Origin of the sequence: Pseudarthrobacter sp. NPDC058119 (assembly GCF_042884655.1) — a bacterium.
Lineage (GTDB): Bacteria > Actinomycetota > Actinomycetes > Actinomycetales > Micrococcaceae > Arthrobacter.
Map to the genome: position 1 here is coordinate 846,670 of NZ_JBHVTN010000001.1, position 17,357 is coordinate 864,026.

The window sequence follows — 17,357 nt, forward strand, 5'->3', positions numbered from 1 at the left end:
ATTCACAAGTCCCCGGGTTTCTGCAGCAGCTCATCGATGCGGGCCAGGAACCGCCCGCCGCGCAGGCCGTCACTCACCCGGTGGTCCGCTGACAGCGTGGCGATTGCGGCGTGCCGGATGCCGAGCATCCCGTTGTGCGCCCACGGCTGTTCCATCACCTTGCCGAACCCCACCATGGCCACCTGCGGCGGATAGATCACGCCGTAGACGCTTTCGACGCCGAGGTCCCCCAGGTTGGTCACGGTGATGGTGGGGTCGGCCATTTCGGCGCGCTGTAGCCGGCCGGCCCGGGCCCGGCCCACCAGGTCGCGCAGCTGCTCCATGAGCTGATCGAGCGTCAGCGTGTCCGCGTCGTGCAGGGCCGGGGCCACCAGCCCGCCGTCCCGCAGGGCGACTGCCACGCCCAGGTGCACGCTGCTGCTGGGCTGGAAGGCGCCTTTGGTGAAGAACCCGTTCATGTCCGGCGCCTCCTTGGCTGCCAGCGCGGTGGCCTTCAGCAGCAGGGCCGACGGCACCAGCCGGGACGAAACCGGGCGCTGCTGGTTTTCCGCCTGCATCCACGCCATGGCCGCCGCCAGGTCAAGGGTGGTGGAGAGGTAGTAGTGCGGGATCTCCTTCTTGGACCGGGACATCAGGGCGCCGATCGCCTGCCGCAGGCTTTCGGCCTTGCCGCCGGTGTCCTTCCTGCGGGGCTGGGCTGCATGCTGCGGCTGGGGCGCGGGAGGCGCGGGAGCCCGCCGTTCCGGCGTGGCCGGTGCCGGCGCTGGAACGGCCGACGACGGTGCTGCCGCCGGCTGGTCCGTACCGGTGCCCTGGGGTGCCCGTTCCCTGGGCGGGACCGCGGCCAGCACGTCCTCCTCGGTAACGGCACCACCCGGGCCGGTGCCCGCGATGCCCGCCAGGTCGACGCCGAGTTCCACCGCCAGCCGCCGGGCCAGCGGCGAAGACCGCACCCGGTGGGCCGCGTCCTCCGCCGGCGCTGCCGCAGCCACGGCAGGGGCAGGCCCGGCTTCGGTGCCGGGCGCTGCCGCGGCGCGTTCGACGTCGTCCCGCGTCACCTCACCGCCGGCACCGCTCCCGCTGATGCGTCCGACGTCGACCCCGAGAGTGTGCGCCAGGTGCCGCACCGGCGGCGCGGCCTTCGGGGACGGGACTGCCGATTGCGGGGCGGCCGGTGTTGGGGCGGCCGGGAGTTCGGCGGGGGTGGCCGTGATCCGGGCGATGGGGGTGCCCACGTCCACGGTGTCGCCGAGGTCCACCAGGAACTCGGCCACCACGCCTTCCTCGAACGATTCGATATCCATGACTGTTTTGTCCGTGTCCACGGCCGCCACGATATCGCCCTTGTGGATGTAGTCCCCGGGTTTGACCAGCCACTCCACCACCTTGCCGTGCTCCATGTCCGCGCCCAGGGACGGCATCCGGAAGTCAGCCATTGGCCCCCACGGCCCTTCGCGCCGCGGCCATGACCCGCTCCACGGACGGCAGCGCAGCCTGCTCCAGGTGCTTGGCGTACGGGACCGGCACCTCCAGGCTGCACACCCGTTCCACCGGTGCGTCGAGGTCAAAGAAGGCCTGCTCACAGATCCGGGCCGCGATCTCGGCGGAGATGCTGCCGCTGCGCCAGCCTTCGTCCACCACCACGGCCCGGTGCGTCCTGGCCACGCTGTCCATGATGGTGTGGGCATCGAGCGGGCGGAGGGTCCGGAGGTCAATGACGTCCGCGTCGATGTCCTCCCCGGCCAGCTGGTCCGCGGCCTCCAGCACCATGGGCAGCGTGCCGCCGTAGGTGATGAGGGTCAGGCTGTCCCCCTGCCGGAGGACCGCTGCCTTGTCGATGTCCACGGCGCCGGTATCGTCGTCGAGCTCTCCGGCCACGTTGTACAGCGAGCCGTGCTCGAAGATCAGCACCGGGTCCGGGTCCAGCAGCGCGGTCCACAGCATGCCGCGGGCGTCCGCCAGAGTGGCCGGCGCCAGGATCCGCAGCCCGGGAATATGGGCGTACCAGCCCTCCAGGCTGTGCGAGTGCTGGGCGCCGAGCTGCCGGCCCGCGCCGGTGGTCATCCGGATCACGATGGGCACGTTGAACTGGCCGCCGGACATGTGCAGCAGCGTGGCGGCATTGTTGATGATCTGGTCCAGCGCCAGCAGGCTGAAGTTGACGGTCATGATTTCGACGACGGGACGCATCCCGCCCAGCGCGGCGCCGATCCCCGCCCCGACGAATCCGGACTCGGACAGGGGCGTGTCACGGATCCGTTCCGGCCCGAATTCCTCCAGCAGGCCAAGGCTCACGGCAAAGCTGCCGCCGTACCGGCCCACGTCCTCGCCCATGAGGAACACCCGGTCATCGCGCTGCATGGCGTCGCGGAGGGCCGCGCGCATGGCTTCCCGGTACGTGGTTTTCATCCTGCAGCCCCGCCTTTCCCAGTCGTCTCCCCCTGGCCCGGGCCCCCGCCGTCGCCCGCACTGCCGTCATCCGGCCGGTCGCTGTAGACAAACCGGCCGAGCTCGGACACCGGCTCCGGAGTCCCGTTCTCGGCGAATCCGACGGCGGTGCTGATCTCCGCGTCCACGTCCGCCTGCAGGGCGGCCCAGTCCTTCTCCGCCAGCTGTCCCGCCGCCTTCATGGCCCCCTGCAGCAGGCTGATGGGGTCCCGCTCCATCCACTGGGCCACCTCGGATTTTTCCCGGTACAGCTCCGGATCGAACATGGAGTGGGCGCGGAACCGGTAGGTGCGCAGCTCCAGGAAGTGCGGGCCGCCGCCTGACCGGACCGCCTCCACGGCACGCCGGGCGGCTTCCTCCACGGCGAACACATCCATGCCGTCCACCGCCCAGGCCGGAATCTCGTACCCGGCGGCCTTGAGCGCGATGTCCGTTTGGGATTCCGAGCGGCCCAGCGCGGTTCCCATGGCATAAAGGTTGTTCTCGCAGCAGAACAGCACCGGCAGCTGCCAGAGGGCGGCCAGGTTCATGCTCTCGTGGAACTCGCCTTCGGCCACGGCGCCTTCGCCGAAGAAGCAGACAGTCACCCGTTGACGGCCGGCCATCCGGTCCGCGAGCGCCAGGCCGACGGCGAGGGGCAGCCCGCCGGCCACGATCGCGTTTCCGCCGTAGAAGCGGGTGGCGGCGTCGAAGAGGTGCATGGACCCGCCGCGGCCCCGGCAGCATCCTTCGGCGTGGCCGTACATTTCGGCGAGGATGGCACCGGCCGAGACGCCGCGGAGGAGGGCGTGCCCGTGTTCGCGGTAGGTGGCCACCACTGCGTCCCCAGGCGCCAGGGTTGACATCACGCCGGCGGCCACGGCCTCCTCGCCGATATAGACATGCAGGAAGCCGCGGATCTTGGCGGCACTGTACAGCTCGATGCATTTCTCCTCGAGCCGCCGCACCCGCAGCATCTGCCGCAGCAGGTGCAGTGCATGCTCGGCGTCCGCGACGCCCTGTCCCTTGAGGCTGGTCATGGCTGGTCCTTCTGCAGCACGGCGGGCCCTGCCGGGGATTCGAGCGTGGACGTGTCGCCTTCCGGGAGTCCGAGTTCGCGGGACTTCAGGAGCCGGCGGAGGATCTTGCCGCTGCGCGTCTTGGGCAGCGAGGTGGTGAAGTCCAGCAGCCTGGGCGCCACGGCGGCGCCCAGGCGTTTCCGTGCGAACCCGATGATCTCCAGCTGGAGCTCCTCTGTGGGCCGGTTGCCGGTCTTGAGTTCCACGAAGGCCTTGACCACTTCGCCGGCCACCGGGTCCGGTACGCCGATCACGCCGGCTTCGGCCACGGCGGGGTGCTCCATGAGGCAGCTCTCCACCTCGAAGGGGCCGATCAGGTGGCCGGAGGACTTGATGACGTCGTCGCCGCGGCCCACGAACCAGAAGTAGCCGTCGCCGTCGCGCTTGGCCAGGTCGCCGGTGAGGTACCAGCCGCCGGCGAAGCAGCGCCGGTAGCGTTCCTCCTCGTTGAGGTAGCCACGGAACATCGACGGCCAGCCGGGGCGCAGTGCCAGCTCACCCATGGCGTCCGGCTCGGTGACCAGGACCGCCTGGCCATCCTTGAGGATGGCCAGGCCGTCGGCGTCGCGGGCCACCAGGGCGGCCTCGATGCCGGGCAGCGGGCGGCCCATGGACCCGGGCCGGATGTCCATGGCGGCGTAATTGGCGATCATGATCCCGCCGGTTTCGGTCTGCCACCAGTTATCGTGCACCGGCAGGCCGAGCACGTCCCGGCCCCAGACCACGGCCTCCGGGTTCAGCGGCTCCCCCACGCTGGCGATGAAGCGCAGCGCGGACAGGTCATGGCCGGCCGCGCGCTCCGCACCGGCCTTCATCAGCATCCGCAGGGCGGTGGGGGCCGTGTACCAGACCGTCACGTGCTGCTCTGCGAGGATCCGGTACCAGCGGTCGGCGTCCAGTTCCTCCTGGTCCACGATGGCGGTGACCCCGTGCACCAGCGGCGCGATGATGCCGTAGGACATGCCGGTCACCCAGCCCGGATCGGCGGTGCACCAATAGATATCGTCCGGGTGCAGGTCCAGGGCGAAGCGGCCGGTGGCGTAGTGGGCTGCGACTGCGTCGTGGACGTGGATGGCACCCTTTGGTGTGCCTGTGGTGCCGCTGGTGAAGTGCAGCAGGGCCATGTCTTCCGGCTGCGTGGCTGCGGTCCCGCCGATGGGGTCGGCCTTGGCCAGGAGTGCCGCCAGGTCCAGGGTCCCGGGTTCGGGGCTGCCGCCGGCGTCCACCAGCAGCACGTGCCGTAGCTCCGGCAGGGTGTCCCGCACGGGTGCCACCTTTCTGCGGTACAGGGCCTTGGTGGTCACCAGCACGCGGCCGGCCCCCAGGTGCAGCCGCTGCCGGACCGGTTCGGGACCGAAGGCGGAAAAGAGCGGGCAGAACACGCTGCCGTTCTTGAACGTGCCCAGCACCGCGGTGTACAGATCCGGGCTGCGTCCCAGCAGCGAAAAGACCCTCTCGCCGCGCCCCACTTCCAGCGTTCTGAGGACGGCGGCGAACCTGGCGGACCCGTCCGCCAGGTTCCCGTAGCTCAGGGACTTCGTGCCGCCGTCGGCCATCACGAACCGCAGCGCCTCCTTGGCGCCGCGGCCCTCCGCCACGTGCCGGTCCACGGCCTCGTAGGCGATGTTGACGCCCCGGCCACCGGGCAGCCCGGCCAGCGCCTGCCGCGCCTGTTCCCAGCTGAAGTCCCGGCGGGCGGCGTCGTAATCGGGCATGTTGGGCTGGACCCTGAGGGCGGCCACATCCTTGGCGATGGCGGCGGTGACCGGTCTGCCGGCGGAAACGTTCATTCCCTGGCCTCCTGCGCGGCCCGGCCCACCGGCGAGGGCAAGAGGTAATGCCGGAACCAGTCCGCCGCCAGGGTGGCTGCCATGGCAAGGGTGCCGGGTTCCTCGAAGAGGTGCGTGGCGCCCGGGACGATCTCCAGCCGGGTGGGGGCCTGCATGCCCGCCATGGCCTGCCGGTTGAGGGCCAGCACCTGGGTATCGGCGCCGCCGACGATCAAGAGGGTGGGGGCCTTGACCGCCGCGAGCCGGGGACCTGCCAGGTCCGGCCGGCCGCCGCGTGACACCACGGCGGCAACTTGGGAGCCGGGCTCGGCGGCGGCCCACAGGGCAGCCCCTGCGCCGGTGCTGGCCCCGAAATAGCCGATCCGGCCGGCGGATCCGTCATGCCGCGCCTCCAGCCAATGCGTGGCGGCGGAGAGGCGGCGTGCCAGCAGGCCGATGTCGAACACGTTGGCCCGGTTGACCTCCTCCTCGGGGGTCAGCAGGTCCAGGAGCAGTGTCCCCAGGCCGGCGCCGTGCAGTACGGAGGCGACGAAGCGGTTGCGGGGGCTGTGCCTGCTGCTGCCGCTGCCGTGCGCGAACAGGACCGTGCCGTCGCACCGGGCCGGCAGGTAGAGGCTGCCGCGCAGCACCACCATTCCGTCGGGGATTTCGACGTCGTCCTCCAGGCTGCCGTCTCCGCCGTACCCCTCGCCGGAATGCTGCGGAGCGGCAGCGGCGTCCAGGAGCTGCACCACCTCGCCGTCCTCGGTGGGCGAAAAGTCACGGTAGTAGTACCCCACGGCCTGGAAATCCTGGGGGGAGAGCAGGCAGACGACGTCGTCCGGTTCCTTGAGCTCCACGATGGAGCGGGCGGGGGCCACCGGAACAGCGAGGATGACTTTTGCGGCGCCGAGGTGCCGTGCCACCTGGCACGCCGCCCTGGCGGTTGACCCGGTGGCGATTCCGTCGTCGACTATGACCGCGGTACGGCCGGCGAGGTCCAGGCGCCGGCGTCCCTGGCGGAACCGCGCCACCCTGCTGTCCAGCAGGGCGCGCTCCCGGCGCTCCACCTGCTGCAGGTCTTCCTGGGAGACGCGGGCCATGGAGATGGTGCGCGGGTCCAGGACGCGGACGCCGCCCTCCCCGATGGCGCCCATGGCCACCTCCGGCTGGAACGGAACCCCCAGTTTCCGCACCACGATCACGTCCAGCGGCGCCCCCAGGGCCTTGGCTACCTCAAACGCGACGGGGACGCCGCCCCTGGGCAGGCCCAGCACCACGACATCCGGACCGCGCAGGCCCGCCAGCCGCTTTCCCAGCCGCCGCCCGGCGTCGGACCTGTCATGAAAGGACACCATCGCCGTCACCCGTCATGTGTGATTTCTTCCCATGGCAGCGTCGCCGCCGCGGGGTTCCAGGACATCCGGAGGACAAAGTGGGCGTCCGAACTGCTCTTGGCGATCACCGCCCCTGCGTCCCCGGCAAGCTTCACGCCGAACTCGATCTGGATCTGTTCGGGGGTGAGTTCCGCCATGGCCTCCAGTGCTGCGCGGGCGGCGGGACGGACGCTGGCAAGGGCATCTTCCAGCCGCCTGCCCGTGTCCAGGATCCCCTGCTCGTTGCGCGCGGGATGGTCCACGCCGTAGCTGTTGTCCGCAGCCTCAACAAGCACGGTCCCGGATCCCACTTCGTAGCGCAGCACCTCAGTCATGGCGGATTCCTCCTGCTAATGCGAGACGCGGTAGGTGTGGCGGAGGTCGGTGCTGGGCTTAATGGCCACCGCTGTTACCACCAGCGCCACTGCCCCTGCGATCCATGACGTCCAGGCTGCGCCCGTCGCGCCCGTGTATGTCCCGAGCCATGGCGAGAGGACCAGTCCTGCTGCGAGGATGGCCTGCACGTATTCCATGGCCGGAGTTCCCGGCATGGCCAGGTTGATGATTCCGCTGACCACCAGCAGGCCGCCGAAGGCGAGCATCAGGGTGGTGGACATGTTTTGCTGCCGCGTGAACAGGACCGCCACCGCGGTGAAGAGTCCGGCGGCGACCGCTGCATAGTCCTGCCACCGATACCACTTTTTCACTGAACTTTCCTTTCTGTTCAGGGCGGGACGCGTTGTGCGTTTCCGGCCCGCGGTCCCCAGCATCCCGCGGTTTAAGTCAACGCCTGCCGCTGTCCGGCTTGTAGGGCAGAAAGACCTACCCGGCCCTTGCACCGCTGCTGCCCTCCTGGAGCCGTGCGATTCCCTGCCAACTCACAGGCAGTGCCCGGAGGAAACGCGGTTTCGGTGTGCAAGAGTGTCCGCATCGCTGGGGAGCAAATGCTTGCCGGCCGGGCTGTCCCCCACCCCGGCCGGCAAGTCATCCCAGACAGCCCAAGGAGGCCAGGCATGGAACCAGGTTCAGCTCCGCACAACAGGCCGCGGGGGTGGCGGGCCGCCGGTCTGCTCCTGGCCCCGGCCCTGCTGGCGTTAGTCCTGGCGGGCTGCCAGCCCGCCGGCCCCGCGCCTGCCCCCACGGGCAGCCCCAGGACGACGCCCACCCAGAGCCCCACCAAAACGGCCGCCCCGGCCCCCTCTCCTGTCGCGAATCCCGGCGGCCCGCCAGCCACGGGCACCCCCGGGCATGTCTTCGTCATCAACCTCGAAAACAAGGACTACGACACCGTGTGGGGTGACAATTCTCCCGCCCCATACCTTGCCGGAACGCTCCGGAACCAGGGTGTGCTACTGACCAACTACTACGGAATAGCCCATAACTCGCTTCCCAACTACCTGGCCCAAATCTCCGGGCAGCCGGCCAATGACGCCACGAAGCAGGACTGCCGGACCTACACCGAGTTCAAGGCCACGGGCACTGGGCCGGACGGCACGCTGCAGGGCAACGGATGCGTTTATCCTGAAGACACGCAGACTCTGGCTGGGCAGCTGACCGCGCAAGGCAAAACGTGGAAGGGCTACATGGAGGACATGCAACAACCGTGTGAGCACCCCAACGTCGGGGAGGGGGATAACCACATCAGGGCCACCCGGGAGGAGATGTACTCCACGCACCACGATCCGTTCGTCTACTTCCGTTCCATCCTTTCGTCCCCCGACTGCGCCAACAACGTGGTCAATTACTCGGCGCTCGCGGACGACTTGAAATCCGTGGCCACCACGCCGAACCTCGCCTACATCACGCCCAACCTGTGCCACGACGGGCATGACGAATCCTGTGCGGACGGCACCGGCGGGGGCATGGGGACGGTGGACCACTGGCTTAAGGACCAGGTCCCGGCCATTCTCTCCTCCCCGGCCTACCAACAGGACGGGATGCTGGTGATCACCTTCGACGAGGCTGAGGTCAACTCGGTGGGTCCCTCGTCCGGAGTCTCGGGCAGCCCCGCCGGTGGGGCCGCCGGCGGAAGGGTGGGGGCACTGGTGCTCTCCCCGTTCAGCACGGCGGGCGCTTCCTCGGACCAGCCATACAACCATTACAGCCTGCTGGCCACCATCGAGGACCTGTTCCACCTGCCGCGGCTGGGAATGGCCTCTGACCCCGGCGTGAAGACCTTCACCGGCGACGTCCTGCGGCAGGCATCCTAGGTGAAGTCCACCCGGGCGAAGCTTCAGCGGGCAGGACGACGGCGGGCCGTCCTGGCCGGTGCAGCCGCGCTCGTCCTGGTGGTCCTCGCCGTCGCCGTTCCCCCCGCAATCCGGTCCGGGACGGGCTCGGACGCCGGGATCTCCAAGATCAAGCACGTGGTGATCATCACCCAGGAAAACAGGTCATTCGACAGCTACTTCGGCACCTATCCGGGGGCTGACGGGATCCCCATGCAGGACGGCAAACCCACAGCCTGCATTCCCGATCCGGCCAAGGGCGGCTGCGTGGCGCCGTTCTACAGCACCGCCGATGCCAACGCCGGCGGCCCCCACAGCCCGGACGACGCCACTGCCGACATCCACGGCGGGGCCATGGACGGCTTCGTCGCGCAGGCGGAAAAAGACCTCGCCCATTGCGAGCCCACGGCCAGTGACTGCAAGTACAAGCCGAAGGCCACCGACGTCATGGGCTACCACGACCGGAAACAGCTGCCCACCTACTGGGACTACGCTGACAACTTCGTCCTGCAGGACCACATGTTTTCCTCCGCCGCGGCCGGAAGCCTGCAGGCCCACCTCTACATGGTTTCGGAATGGTCCGCCAAGTGCTCCAAGGCCGGGGACCCGTCGTCGTGCGTCAACGCCATGGAGGGCCTCGATACCGAACCTGAAAAGAAGGACTTCGATAAAAGCCTGATCGGAACCTGCCAGTCCGCCACGGATCTGCAGCCGTGCCAGGCAGCCCTGCAGGCTGCGGGCCTCAGTCCCGGCCTGGCTGGCCAGACCCAGCAGGTCTCGGCTGCAAGTTGCAAACGCACCGATACCCTCAGCGCCTGCAAGGCCGCCATCCAGGCAGCGGACATCCCGGACGCGCTGAAGGCGAAACTCAATTCAGCAGCCCCGACCATCGGGCGGCCGGACTATGCCTGGACGGACCTGACCTACCTGCTCCACAAACACGCTGTCTCCTGGGCCTACTACGTCTTCGCCGGCACCGAGCCGGACTGCCGCAACGACGCCGCCACCTGCGCCCCGGTGAAACAGGACGCCGAGACGCCTGGACGGTGGAACCCGCTGCCGTACTTCGACACGGTCAAACAGGACGGGGAACAGGGCAACATCAAGCCCCTCAGCGGTTTGTACGACGACGCCAGGCAGGGCAACCTTCCCGCGGTCACCTGGGTAGCGCCCACCGACGATGTCAGCGAACACCCCCCGGCGAAAATCAGCACCGGCCAGCAGTATGTTGCCGGGCTGGTCAACGCCATCATGAGCGGCCCGGACTGGGACAGCACCGCCATCTTCCTCAACTGGGACGACTGGGGCGGGTTCTACGACCACGAGGCGCCGCCGTCGGTGGACACCAACGGCTACGGCATACGCGTCCCTGCGCTGGTCATCAGCCCGTATGCCAAAAAGGGTTACATCGACCATCAGGTCCTCAGCCAGGACGCCTACTTCAAGTTCATCGAGGACGATTTCCTGGGCGGCGAGCGGATCGACCCCGCCACCGACGGCCGGCCGGACAACCGCCCCGGCGTCCGGGAGAACAACCCCCAACTCGGTGACCTGGCCAACGCCTTCGACTTCAACCAGGCACCACGGCCGCCCCTGATCATCTCCAACGCGACAACCTACTGAGCCCTGCCAGGGGCTCTCAGGGGGCCGGGACCGTGCAGTCCGCCGCGTCCTCCACCACCCGCTCCAGGTCACCGGTGCGGTGCAGCACCTCCATCTGCCGTACCGCCCCGGTGCCGTCCGCCAGCAGCTGGTCCATCAGGTCCTCCACCCGGTGCAGGTCGCCCAGGTCGTCCAGCGCTCCGCGGACGTGGTGCAGCAGGGAATTCACGACGGCGAGCGCGGGCGCCGGGCGGTGCGTTTGGGGATCGAGCAGCTCACCCCGGAGGCCCCACCGGCTTGCCTTCCAGCCTGCCAGCCTGAGCAGGGCCGACGGGACGGACACCGGTTCGATCCCGTCCCGCCACTCCCTGGCGGCGGTTTCCACCAGGCCGCGGGCAATTCCCGCCAGCAACACGGTGTTCTCCGGGCGCAGGCAGACGTCGGCCACGCGGATTTCCACCGTGGGGTAGTGCCGGGACAGGCGGGCGTCGAAGTAGACCATGCCCTCGTCCATGGCGACGCCGGTGCTCACCATGTCATGCACCAGCTGGTGGTAGGCGTCCGGGGAGCCCAGGAGTTCCAGCGGCCCGGCGGACGGCCAGCGGTTCCACACCTGCGAACGGTAGCTGGCATAGCCGCTGTCCTCGCCGTGCCAGAACGGGGAGTTGGCGCTCAGCGCGACAAGCACCGGCAGCCAATTACGCATGCGGTCCAGCACCGCCACGGCCTCCTCCTGCGACTCGACCGAGACGTGGATGTGGCAGCCGCAGGTGAGCTGTTCCCTGGCTGTCAGCCCGTACTCCTCCATCATCGCCCGGAACCGCCGGAGCTGGACGGGATGGGGATCGGCAGGCAGCGGCGAGGTTCCCAGGGCAGCCACCCTGACGCCCACGTCCTCGGCCGCCTGGCGGGCGATGGCCCGGCCGGCCACGACGTCCTGCTCGAGTCGTGCCAGGCTGGCATGCGGTGGGCTGACCACCTCGATCATTTCCTGCTGGAACTCGGATGTCAGGACCGGCCCGGATGCGGCTTCCAGCGGGCGTACGTAGAGGTCCAGGAGGGCACCTGCCAGGGGTACGGCTTCCCCGGTTCCGGGATCCACCAGGAGCAACTCCTCCTCGATGCCGAACGTCCGGCTGCCTGCACCCGCCCCGCCGGTGCCGTCATTGCCATAGGTGTCCATCGCCGTCGTCCCCTGTCCCCTGTCCCCTGCACCGTTGCAGGCTCCTTCCGGTAGCTGGCCGCGCCATCGCGGCCCCTGCTCCAGGCGCCATTGGAAGGAAACTTTATGATAAGCACCCTTATCAATACGTGGGAAGTGCGTCTACCCTCGGACCCGCAGGGTTAGGGGATGCAAACCTTCGTGGCGTGGGGGTCCATGCGGTGGTTTACTGCCAGCATGTCCGAAACTCTCAAGCTGAACCGCGAACCCCATGACAGCAGCGTGGCCGCACGCCTGAACTGGCTGCGCGCCGGCGTTCTCGGTGCCAACGACGGCATCGTCTCGGTCGCTGCCACCGTGGTGGGCGTCGCGGGTGTGACCAACGACCTTGCGCCCATCCTGGTCGCGGGCACGGCCGCGGTGGTGGGCGGTGCCGTGTCCATGGCCCTGGGCGAATACGTCTCCGTGAGCAGCCAGAGCGACAGCCAGCGCGCGTTGATCGAAAAGGAACGCCAGGAGCTCAGGGACGATCCCGACGGCGAACTGGACGAACTGGCCCACATCTATCAGGCCAAGGGGCTTAGCGAAGCCACGGCCAGGACCGTTGCCGAGGAACTGACGGCGAAGGACGCCCTGAAGGCACACCTGTCCGCCGAACTTAACATCGACGAAGAAGAAGTGGTGAGCCCCTGGCATGCCGCGTTCGCCTCCGCCATCGCGTTCACCATCGGCGCCGTCCTGCCCATGCTGGCCATCATCTTCCCGCCGGAAGCTGCCCGCATCCCGGTCACCTTCGTTGCCGTCATCCTGGCACTGGCCCTGACCGGCACCATCAGCGCCAAAATCGGCGGAAGCTCCAAGCGCAAGGCAACCATCCGGCTGGTGGTGGGCGGCGCATTGGCCATGGCTTTCACCTTCGCGGTGGGTAGCCTGTTGGGCACCACCGGCATCGCCTAGCAGCACCCACACCTCGCCCACCTACCGCCCAGGAGCGTCCACGTGCTCGAAATCGCCGGCCTTCCCGCCCACATCCTGCTGATTCACGGCGTGGTGGTCCTGGCCCCGCTGGCCGGGGTCCTGGCGGTGGTTTTCGCGCTCCTCCGGCGGAGCAGGCGCTACCTGGCATGGCCACTCGGGATCCAGGCGCTGCTGATGGTTCCACTGACGGTTGTCACCGCGCAAGCCGGGGAGCAGCTGGAGAAGGCCCGGCCGTCTTCACAACTCATCCAGGACCACGCCCACCAGGGAAGCTTCCTCCGCTATGTGGCGGCGCTTTTCCTGGTGGTGGTGGCGGTGCAGATCGCTGCCGCTTTCCCCTCGGTCCTTGGCCGCCTGCCCGCCTTCCGCGGCCTGGCCACCCTCTTCGAATCCCGCTGGGCCCTCCCCGCCACGTCCGTCCTGGGCGTCCTGGCCGGTCTGTTCCTGGTGTACCAGAGCATCGCCACCGGCCACTCGGGAGCGGCGTCGGTCTGGGCCGCCACCCGCTAGCCGACGCGGCGCGGCGAAACGGTCCCCTTCGTGGACCGGCACCTGCTTCCGGGGCGCCCTGAAAGCCCTTCACATCGCCATGTTCCGCGCGTAGGGTGGGGCTCACAACTGCTGGTCCCGGGGCCGGCGGTGGGCTCATACAGTCGGGCTTCTGGAGCATGCCGGAGGGACCACAGGTGGGTAAAAAACCGTTCCGAAACCACAGCATGCGGCGCTTCGCAGCGTTGGCCGCAGGGATCCTGGCCCTGCCCGCGCTGGCCTCCTGCTCTGCGGAAGTCTCCCGCGGCTTCCTGCCCGGAGACCGAAACACCACCAACAACACCCAGCTGATCACGGACTTGTGGGTCAACTCCTGGATCGCCGCGCTGGTGGTGGGCGTCATCACCTGGGGGCTGATGATCTGGGTCATCGTGGCGTACCGGCGCCGGAAGAACACCGTGGGGTTCCCGCCGCAGCTGAGCTACAACCTTCCCCTCGAAGTCTTTTACCTCGCCATCCCGCTCATTGTCATTGGCGTCCTGTTCGTCTTTACCGACCGGGAACAGCGTGCCTCCGATGCGCGCTACCCCAACCCGGACGTGGTGATCGATGTCTTCGGCAAGCAGTGGTCCTGGGACTTCAACTACGTCAAGGAGCAGGTCCACGAGGACGCCGGACAGCAGGCCCACCTGAACGGGTCCCCTGGCGCACCGGACCGGCTGCCCACGCTCTACCTTCCGGTGGGGAAGACGGTGGAACTGCACCTCCAGTCCCGCGACGTCCAGCATTCCTTCTGGGTAGTGGATTTCCTGCAGAAGCGCGACCTTTACCCGGGCCACGAACAGTACAACCCGTACATCAGCATCACCCCCAACCGCACCGGCGAATACATGGGCAAGTGCGCCGAACTTTGCGGTGAGTACCACTCCGAGATGCTTTTCAAAGTCCGGGTGGTGACCCAGCAGGAGTACGACAGCCACATCGCCGACCTGAAGGCGAAGGGCAACACCGGCAACCTGGGCGCCGACTATGACAGGGTCCCGCAATCGGCCCCTGCGCCGCAGCCCGCGGAAGCGACAGAGTAGCGAGGGCATGGATATGACCACCACCGGCCAACGAACGGGCGGCTCTCCGGCCGCCGGATTCCTTCCGGCACCCGTAGTCCCCAAATCCAAGGGACGCCTCGTGGTCAACTGGATCACCTCCACCGACCACAAGACCATCGGGTACATGTACCTGATCTCGTCCTTCGTGTTCTTCTGCGCAGGCGGGGTGATGGCGCTGCTGATCCGCGCCGAACTGTTCGAGCCCGGCATGCAGATCCTGCAGACCAAGGAACAGTACAACCAGCTGTTCACCATGCACGGCACCATCATGCTGCTGATGTTTGCCACCCCGCTGTTCGCCGGGTTCGCGAACGTGATCATGCCGCTGCAGATCGGCGCCCCGGATGTGGCGTTCCCGCGGCTGAACGCGCTCGCTTTCTGGTTTTTCCTGTTCGGCTCCACCATCGCCGTGTCCGGCTTCATCACCCCGCAGGGCGCCGCATCCTTCGGCTGGTTTGCCTACGCGCCCCTGTCCAACACCACCTTCACTCCCGGCATCGGCGGTGACCTGTGGGTGTTCGGCCTGGCGCTGTCCGGCTTTGGCACCATCCTGGGCTCGGTCAACTTCATCACCACCATCATCTGCATGCGTGCTCCCGGGCTGACCATGTGGCGGATGCCCATCTTCACCTGGAACACCCTGGTCACGGCCATCCTGGTGCTCATGGCGTTCCCGCCGCTGGCTGCGGCGCTGTTCGCCCTCGGCGCGGACCGGAAGTTCGGTGCCCACATCTTCGATCCCGCCAACGGCGGCGCCATCCTGTGGCAGCACCTGTTCTGGTTCTTCGGCCACCCGGAGGTGTACATCATCGCGCTGCCGTTCTTCGGCATCGTCTCGGAGATCTTCCCGGTGTTCAGCCGCAAGCCCCTGTTCGGCTACAAGGGCATCGTGTACGCCACCATCGCCATTGCAGCCCTCTCGGTGACGGTCTGGGCGCACCACATGTACGTCACCGGCGCGATTTTCCTGCCGTTCTTCGCCTTCATGACGATGCTCATTGCCGTGCCCACCGGGGTGAAGTTCTTCAACTGGATCGGCACCATGTGGGGCGGATCGCTGACCTTCGAAACCCCCATGCTGTGGAGCATGGGATTCCTGGCCACATTCCTGTTCGGCGGCCTCACCGGCATCATCCTCGCCTCCCCGCCCATGGACTTCCACGTCTCGGACACCTACTTCGTGGTGGCGCACTTCCACTACGTGGTGTTCGGCACCGTGGTGTTTGCCATGTTCGCCGGCTTCTATTTCTGGTGGCCCAAATTCACCGGCAAGATGCTGAACGAGCGGCTCGGCAAGATCCACTTCTGGATGCTGTTCCTGGGCTTCCATGCCACGTTCCTGATCCAGCACTGGCTGGGCGTCCTGGGCATGCCCCGCCGGTATGCGGACTACATGCCGGAGGACAACTTCACCTTCATGAACCAGTTCTCCACGGTCGGGTCCTACCTGCTGGGCGCGTCGCTGATCCCGTTCTTCTGGAACGTGTACATCACGTCGCGGTCCGGGAAGAAGGTCACCGTTGACGATCCCTGGGGCTTCGGGGCTTCGCTGGAATGGGCCACGTCCTGCCCGCCGCCCCGGCACAACTTCACTTCCCTGCCCCGGATCCGGTCCGAGCGTCCCGCCCTGGACCTGCACCATCCTGAGCTGAGTATCCGGCTCCATCCTTCGGAGGATGCGCCGGCGGAAAGCGTCCTGGGGGCCGCGGATATCGGGGAGCAGGACGTCCGCGATCCCAACCCGGACAGGTAGCCCGGGCTGGTTCAGGGGGCGCATCCCACTTCTCGAGGCGCACTTTCGCTGGCGCACCCCAAAACCGGGCAGCGCCGGTGGCGTTGCGCAGCGCCATCCATTTTCCGGGTCGGCAGCGGCTTCGCCCGGCAGGAACGGCCGGCCCCCACCCCACCGCAACCCGGCAATTACGTCACGCCATAGTTTCGTAATTGATGTGAACCTCGTCACTTAAAACGCTTTTCGGCTTGGAGCTTAGGTTTGCCTACCCTACAGTTTTCAGACATAGGAAACATTCGTGTTGCCTAATAGGACCTCGGTTCAAGCAGACTTTTTCCCCACCGAAAGCAGCCTCAATGAAGATCCGCAACAGCGCGCTGGCAGGAATCGCACTCGCCGCCACCGCAGCTCTTGGCCTGACCGCCTGCGGCGGCGGCACCCCCGCAGGCAACGGCTCCTCCGCCTCCGGCGGCGCAGCCTCCGGCGAGATCACTGTCTACAACGCCCAGCACGAAAGCCTCACCAAGGAATGGGTGGACGCCTTCACCGCCGAAACCGGCATCAAGGTGACCCTCCGCCAGGGCGATGACACGGAAATGTCCAACCAGATCATCCAGGAAGGCCAGGCCTCCCCTGCGGATGTGTTCCTGACCGAGAATTCCCCCGCCATGACGCAGGTTGAGAACGCCGGCCTGTTCGCGGACGTCAACAAGGACACCCTGGACCAGGTCCCGGCCGAATTCTCTCCGTCCACCGGGAAGTGGACGGGCATCGCGGCCCGCTCCACCGTGCTGGTGTACAACAAGACCAAGCTCACCGAGGACAAGCTGCCCAAGTCCATGCTGGACCTGGCCAGCCCGGAGTGGAAGGGCCGTTGGGCTGCCTCGCCCACGGGCGCCGACTTCCAGGCGATCGTCTCGGCCCTGCTGGAACTCAAGGGCGAGTCCGCCACGGAGGACTGGCTGAAGGCCATGAAGGACAACTCCAAGGCCTACAAGGGCAACAGCACGGCCATGAAGGCTGTCAACGCCGGTGAAGTGGATGCCGCGCTCATCTACCACTACTACTACTACGGCGACCAGGCCAAGACCGGCGAAAACTCCAACAACGTCACGCCGTACTACTTCAAGAACCAGGACCCGGGTGCCTTCCTGTCCGTCTCCGGCGGCGGCGTGCTCAAGTCCTCCAAGAATGCTGCCGCTGCGCAGGCATTCCTGAAGTTCATCACCGGCAAGAAGGGGCAGGAAGTCCTGAAGAACGGTACGTCCTTCGAGTACGCCATCGGCTCCGACGTGCCCGCCAACGACAAGCTGGTTCCCATCAAGGACCTGCAGGCCCCCAAGGTTGACGCCGCAAAGCTCAACTCCCAGAAGGTCAGCGATCTGATGACCCAGGCCGGACTACTCTAA

The 17,357-nt window shown here is 67.6% G+C and carries 15 protein-coding genes; 7 read left to right on the forward strand and 8 right to left on the reverse strand.

Translation table 11 applies throughout. The features are described from left to right. Positions 1-2 precede the first annotated feature (2 nt). Genes ACFVTD_RS04055 through ACFVTD_RS04085 form a run of 7 tightly spaced genes read right to left on the reverse strand, consistent with a single transcriptional unit; the run spans position 3 to position 7,358 of the window. Positions 3-1,436 carry a dihydrolipoamide acetyltransferase family protein gene (locus ACFVTD_RS04055; protein WP_387558381.1) on the reverse strand — a complete coding sequence of 478 codons (1,434 nt, stop codon included), beginning with the start codon at positions 1,434-1,436 and terminating at the stop codon, positions 3-5. Next, complete coding sequence (locus tag ACFVTD_RS04060; RefSeq protein WP_387558383.1) at positions 1,429-2,409, reverse strand: alpha-ketoacid dehydrogenase subunit beta; 981 nt, start codon at positions 2,407-2,409, stop codon at positions 1,429-1,431. The genes ACFVTD_RS04055 and ACFVTD_RS04060 overlap by 8 nt, the downstream gene beginning before the upstream one ends. After that, positions 2,406-3,467, reverse strand: a complete 1,062-nt coding sequence (gene pdhA, locus ACFVTD_RS04065; protein WP_387558386.1) for a pyruvate dehydrogenase (acetyl-transferring) E1 component subunit alpha — start codon at positions 3,465-3,467, stop codon at positions 2,406-2,408. The genes ACFVTD_RS04060 and pdhA overlap by 4 nt, the downstream gene beginning before the upstream one ends. Next, on the reverse strand, positions 3,464-5,296 hold the full coding sequence (acsA, locus tag ACFVTD_RS04070; protein WP_387558389.1) for an acetate--CoA ligase: 1,833 nt from the start codon (positions 5,294-5,296) through the stop codon (positions 3,464-3,466). Before acsA ends, pdhA begins: the two co-directional genes overlap by 4 nt. Then, entirely contained in the window at positions 5,293-6,633 is a 1,341-nt protein-coding gene (locus ACFVTD_RS04075) for a phosphoribosyltransferase family protein (protein WP_387558392.1), read from the reverse strand. Before ACFVTD_RS04075 ends, acsA begins: the two co-directional genes overlap by 4 nt. Before the next feature lie 5 nt (positions 6,634-6,638). Further along, the gene (locus tag ACFVTD_RS04080; RefSeq protein WP_387558395.1) at positions 6,639-6,986 is read right to left on the reverse strand and encodes a CU044_2847 family protein; all 348 of its coding nucleotides are present in this window, start codon (positions 6,984-6,986) and stop codon (positions 6,639-6,641) included. Between the two features lie 15 nt (positions 6,987-7,001). Then, positions 7,002-7,358: an SPW repeat protein gene (locus ACFVTD_RS04085; protein ID WP_387558398.1), complete on the reverse strand. Its 357-nt coding sequence runs from the start codon at positions 7,356-7,358 to the stop codon at positions 7,002-7,004. 306 nt (positions 7,359-7,664) lie between these two features. Here ACFVTD_RS04085 and ACFVTD_RS04090 point away from each other — a divergent pair, with 306 nt between their 5' ends. Together ACFVTD_RS04090 and ACFVTD_RS04095 are read left to right on the forward strand one after the other, a co-directional pair. Then, the gene (locus ACFVTD_RS04090) at positions 7,665-8,861 is read left to right on the forward strand and encodes an alkaline phosphatase family protein (protein WP_387558401.1); all 1,197 of its coding nucleotides are present in this window, start codon (positions 7,665-7,667) and stop codon (positions 8,859-8,861) included. Continuing rightward, entirely contained in the window at positions 8,862-10,502 is a 1,641-nt protein-coding gene (locus tag ACFVTD_RS04095; protein WP_387558404.1) for an alkaline phosphatase family protein, read from the forward strand. Between the two features lie 16 nt (positions 10,503-10,518). Here ACFVTD_RS04095 and ACFVTD_RS04100 read toward each other — a convergent pair whose 3' ends face one another. Further along, positions 10,519-11,664, reverse strand: a complete 1,146-nt coding sequence (locus ACFVTD_RS04100; protein ID WP_387558407.1) for a glutamate--cysteine ligase — start codon at positions 11,662-11,664, stop codon at positions 10,519-10,521. A gap of 216 nt (positions 11,665-11,880) precedes the next feature. On the opposite strand from ACFVTD_RS04100, the gene ACFVTD_RS04105 reads away from it, so the two are divergent. The 5 genes from ACFVTD_RS04105 to ACFVTD_RS04125 all read left to right on the forward strand — a co-directional run bounded on the left by ACFVTD_RS04105 (position 11,881) and on the right by ACFVTD_RS04125 (position 17,357). Beyond that, a complete protein-coding gene (locus tag ACFVTD_RS04105) occupies positions 11,881-12,600 on the forward strand; it encodes a VIT family protein (RefSeq protein ID WP_387558410.1) in 720 nt (239 codons plus the stop codon). A 42-nt stretch (positions 12,601-12,642) separates the two neighbouring features. After that, positions 12,643-13,131 carry a hypothetical protein gene (locus ACFVTD_RS04110; RefSeq protein ID WP_387558413.1) on the forward strand — a complete coding sequence of 163 codons (489 nt, stop codon included), beginning with the start codon at positions 12,643-12,645 and terminating at the stop codon, positions 13,129-13,131. 206 nt (positions 13,132-13,337) lie between these two features. Further along, entirely contained in the window at positions 13,338-14,195 is an 858-nt protein-coding gene (locus tag ACFVTD_RS04115) for a cytochrome c oxidase subunit II (protein WP_387558967.1), read from the forward strand. A gap of 13 nt (positions 14,196-14,208) precedes the next feature. Next, the gene (gene ctaD / locus ACFVTD_RS04120; protein WP_387558970.1) at positions 14,209-15,969 is read left to right on the forward strand and encodes a cytochrome c oxidase subunit I; all 1,761 of its coding nucleotides are present in this window, start codon (positions 14,209-14,211) and stop codon (positions 15,967-15,969) included. Positions 15,970-16,304: 335 nt separating this feature from the next. Next, on the forward strand, positions 16,305-17,357 hold the full coding sequence (locus tag ACFVTD_RS04125; protein WP_387558416.1) for an iron ABC transporter substrate-binding protein: 1,053 nt from the start codon (positions 16,305-16,307) through the stop codon (positions 17,355-17,357).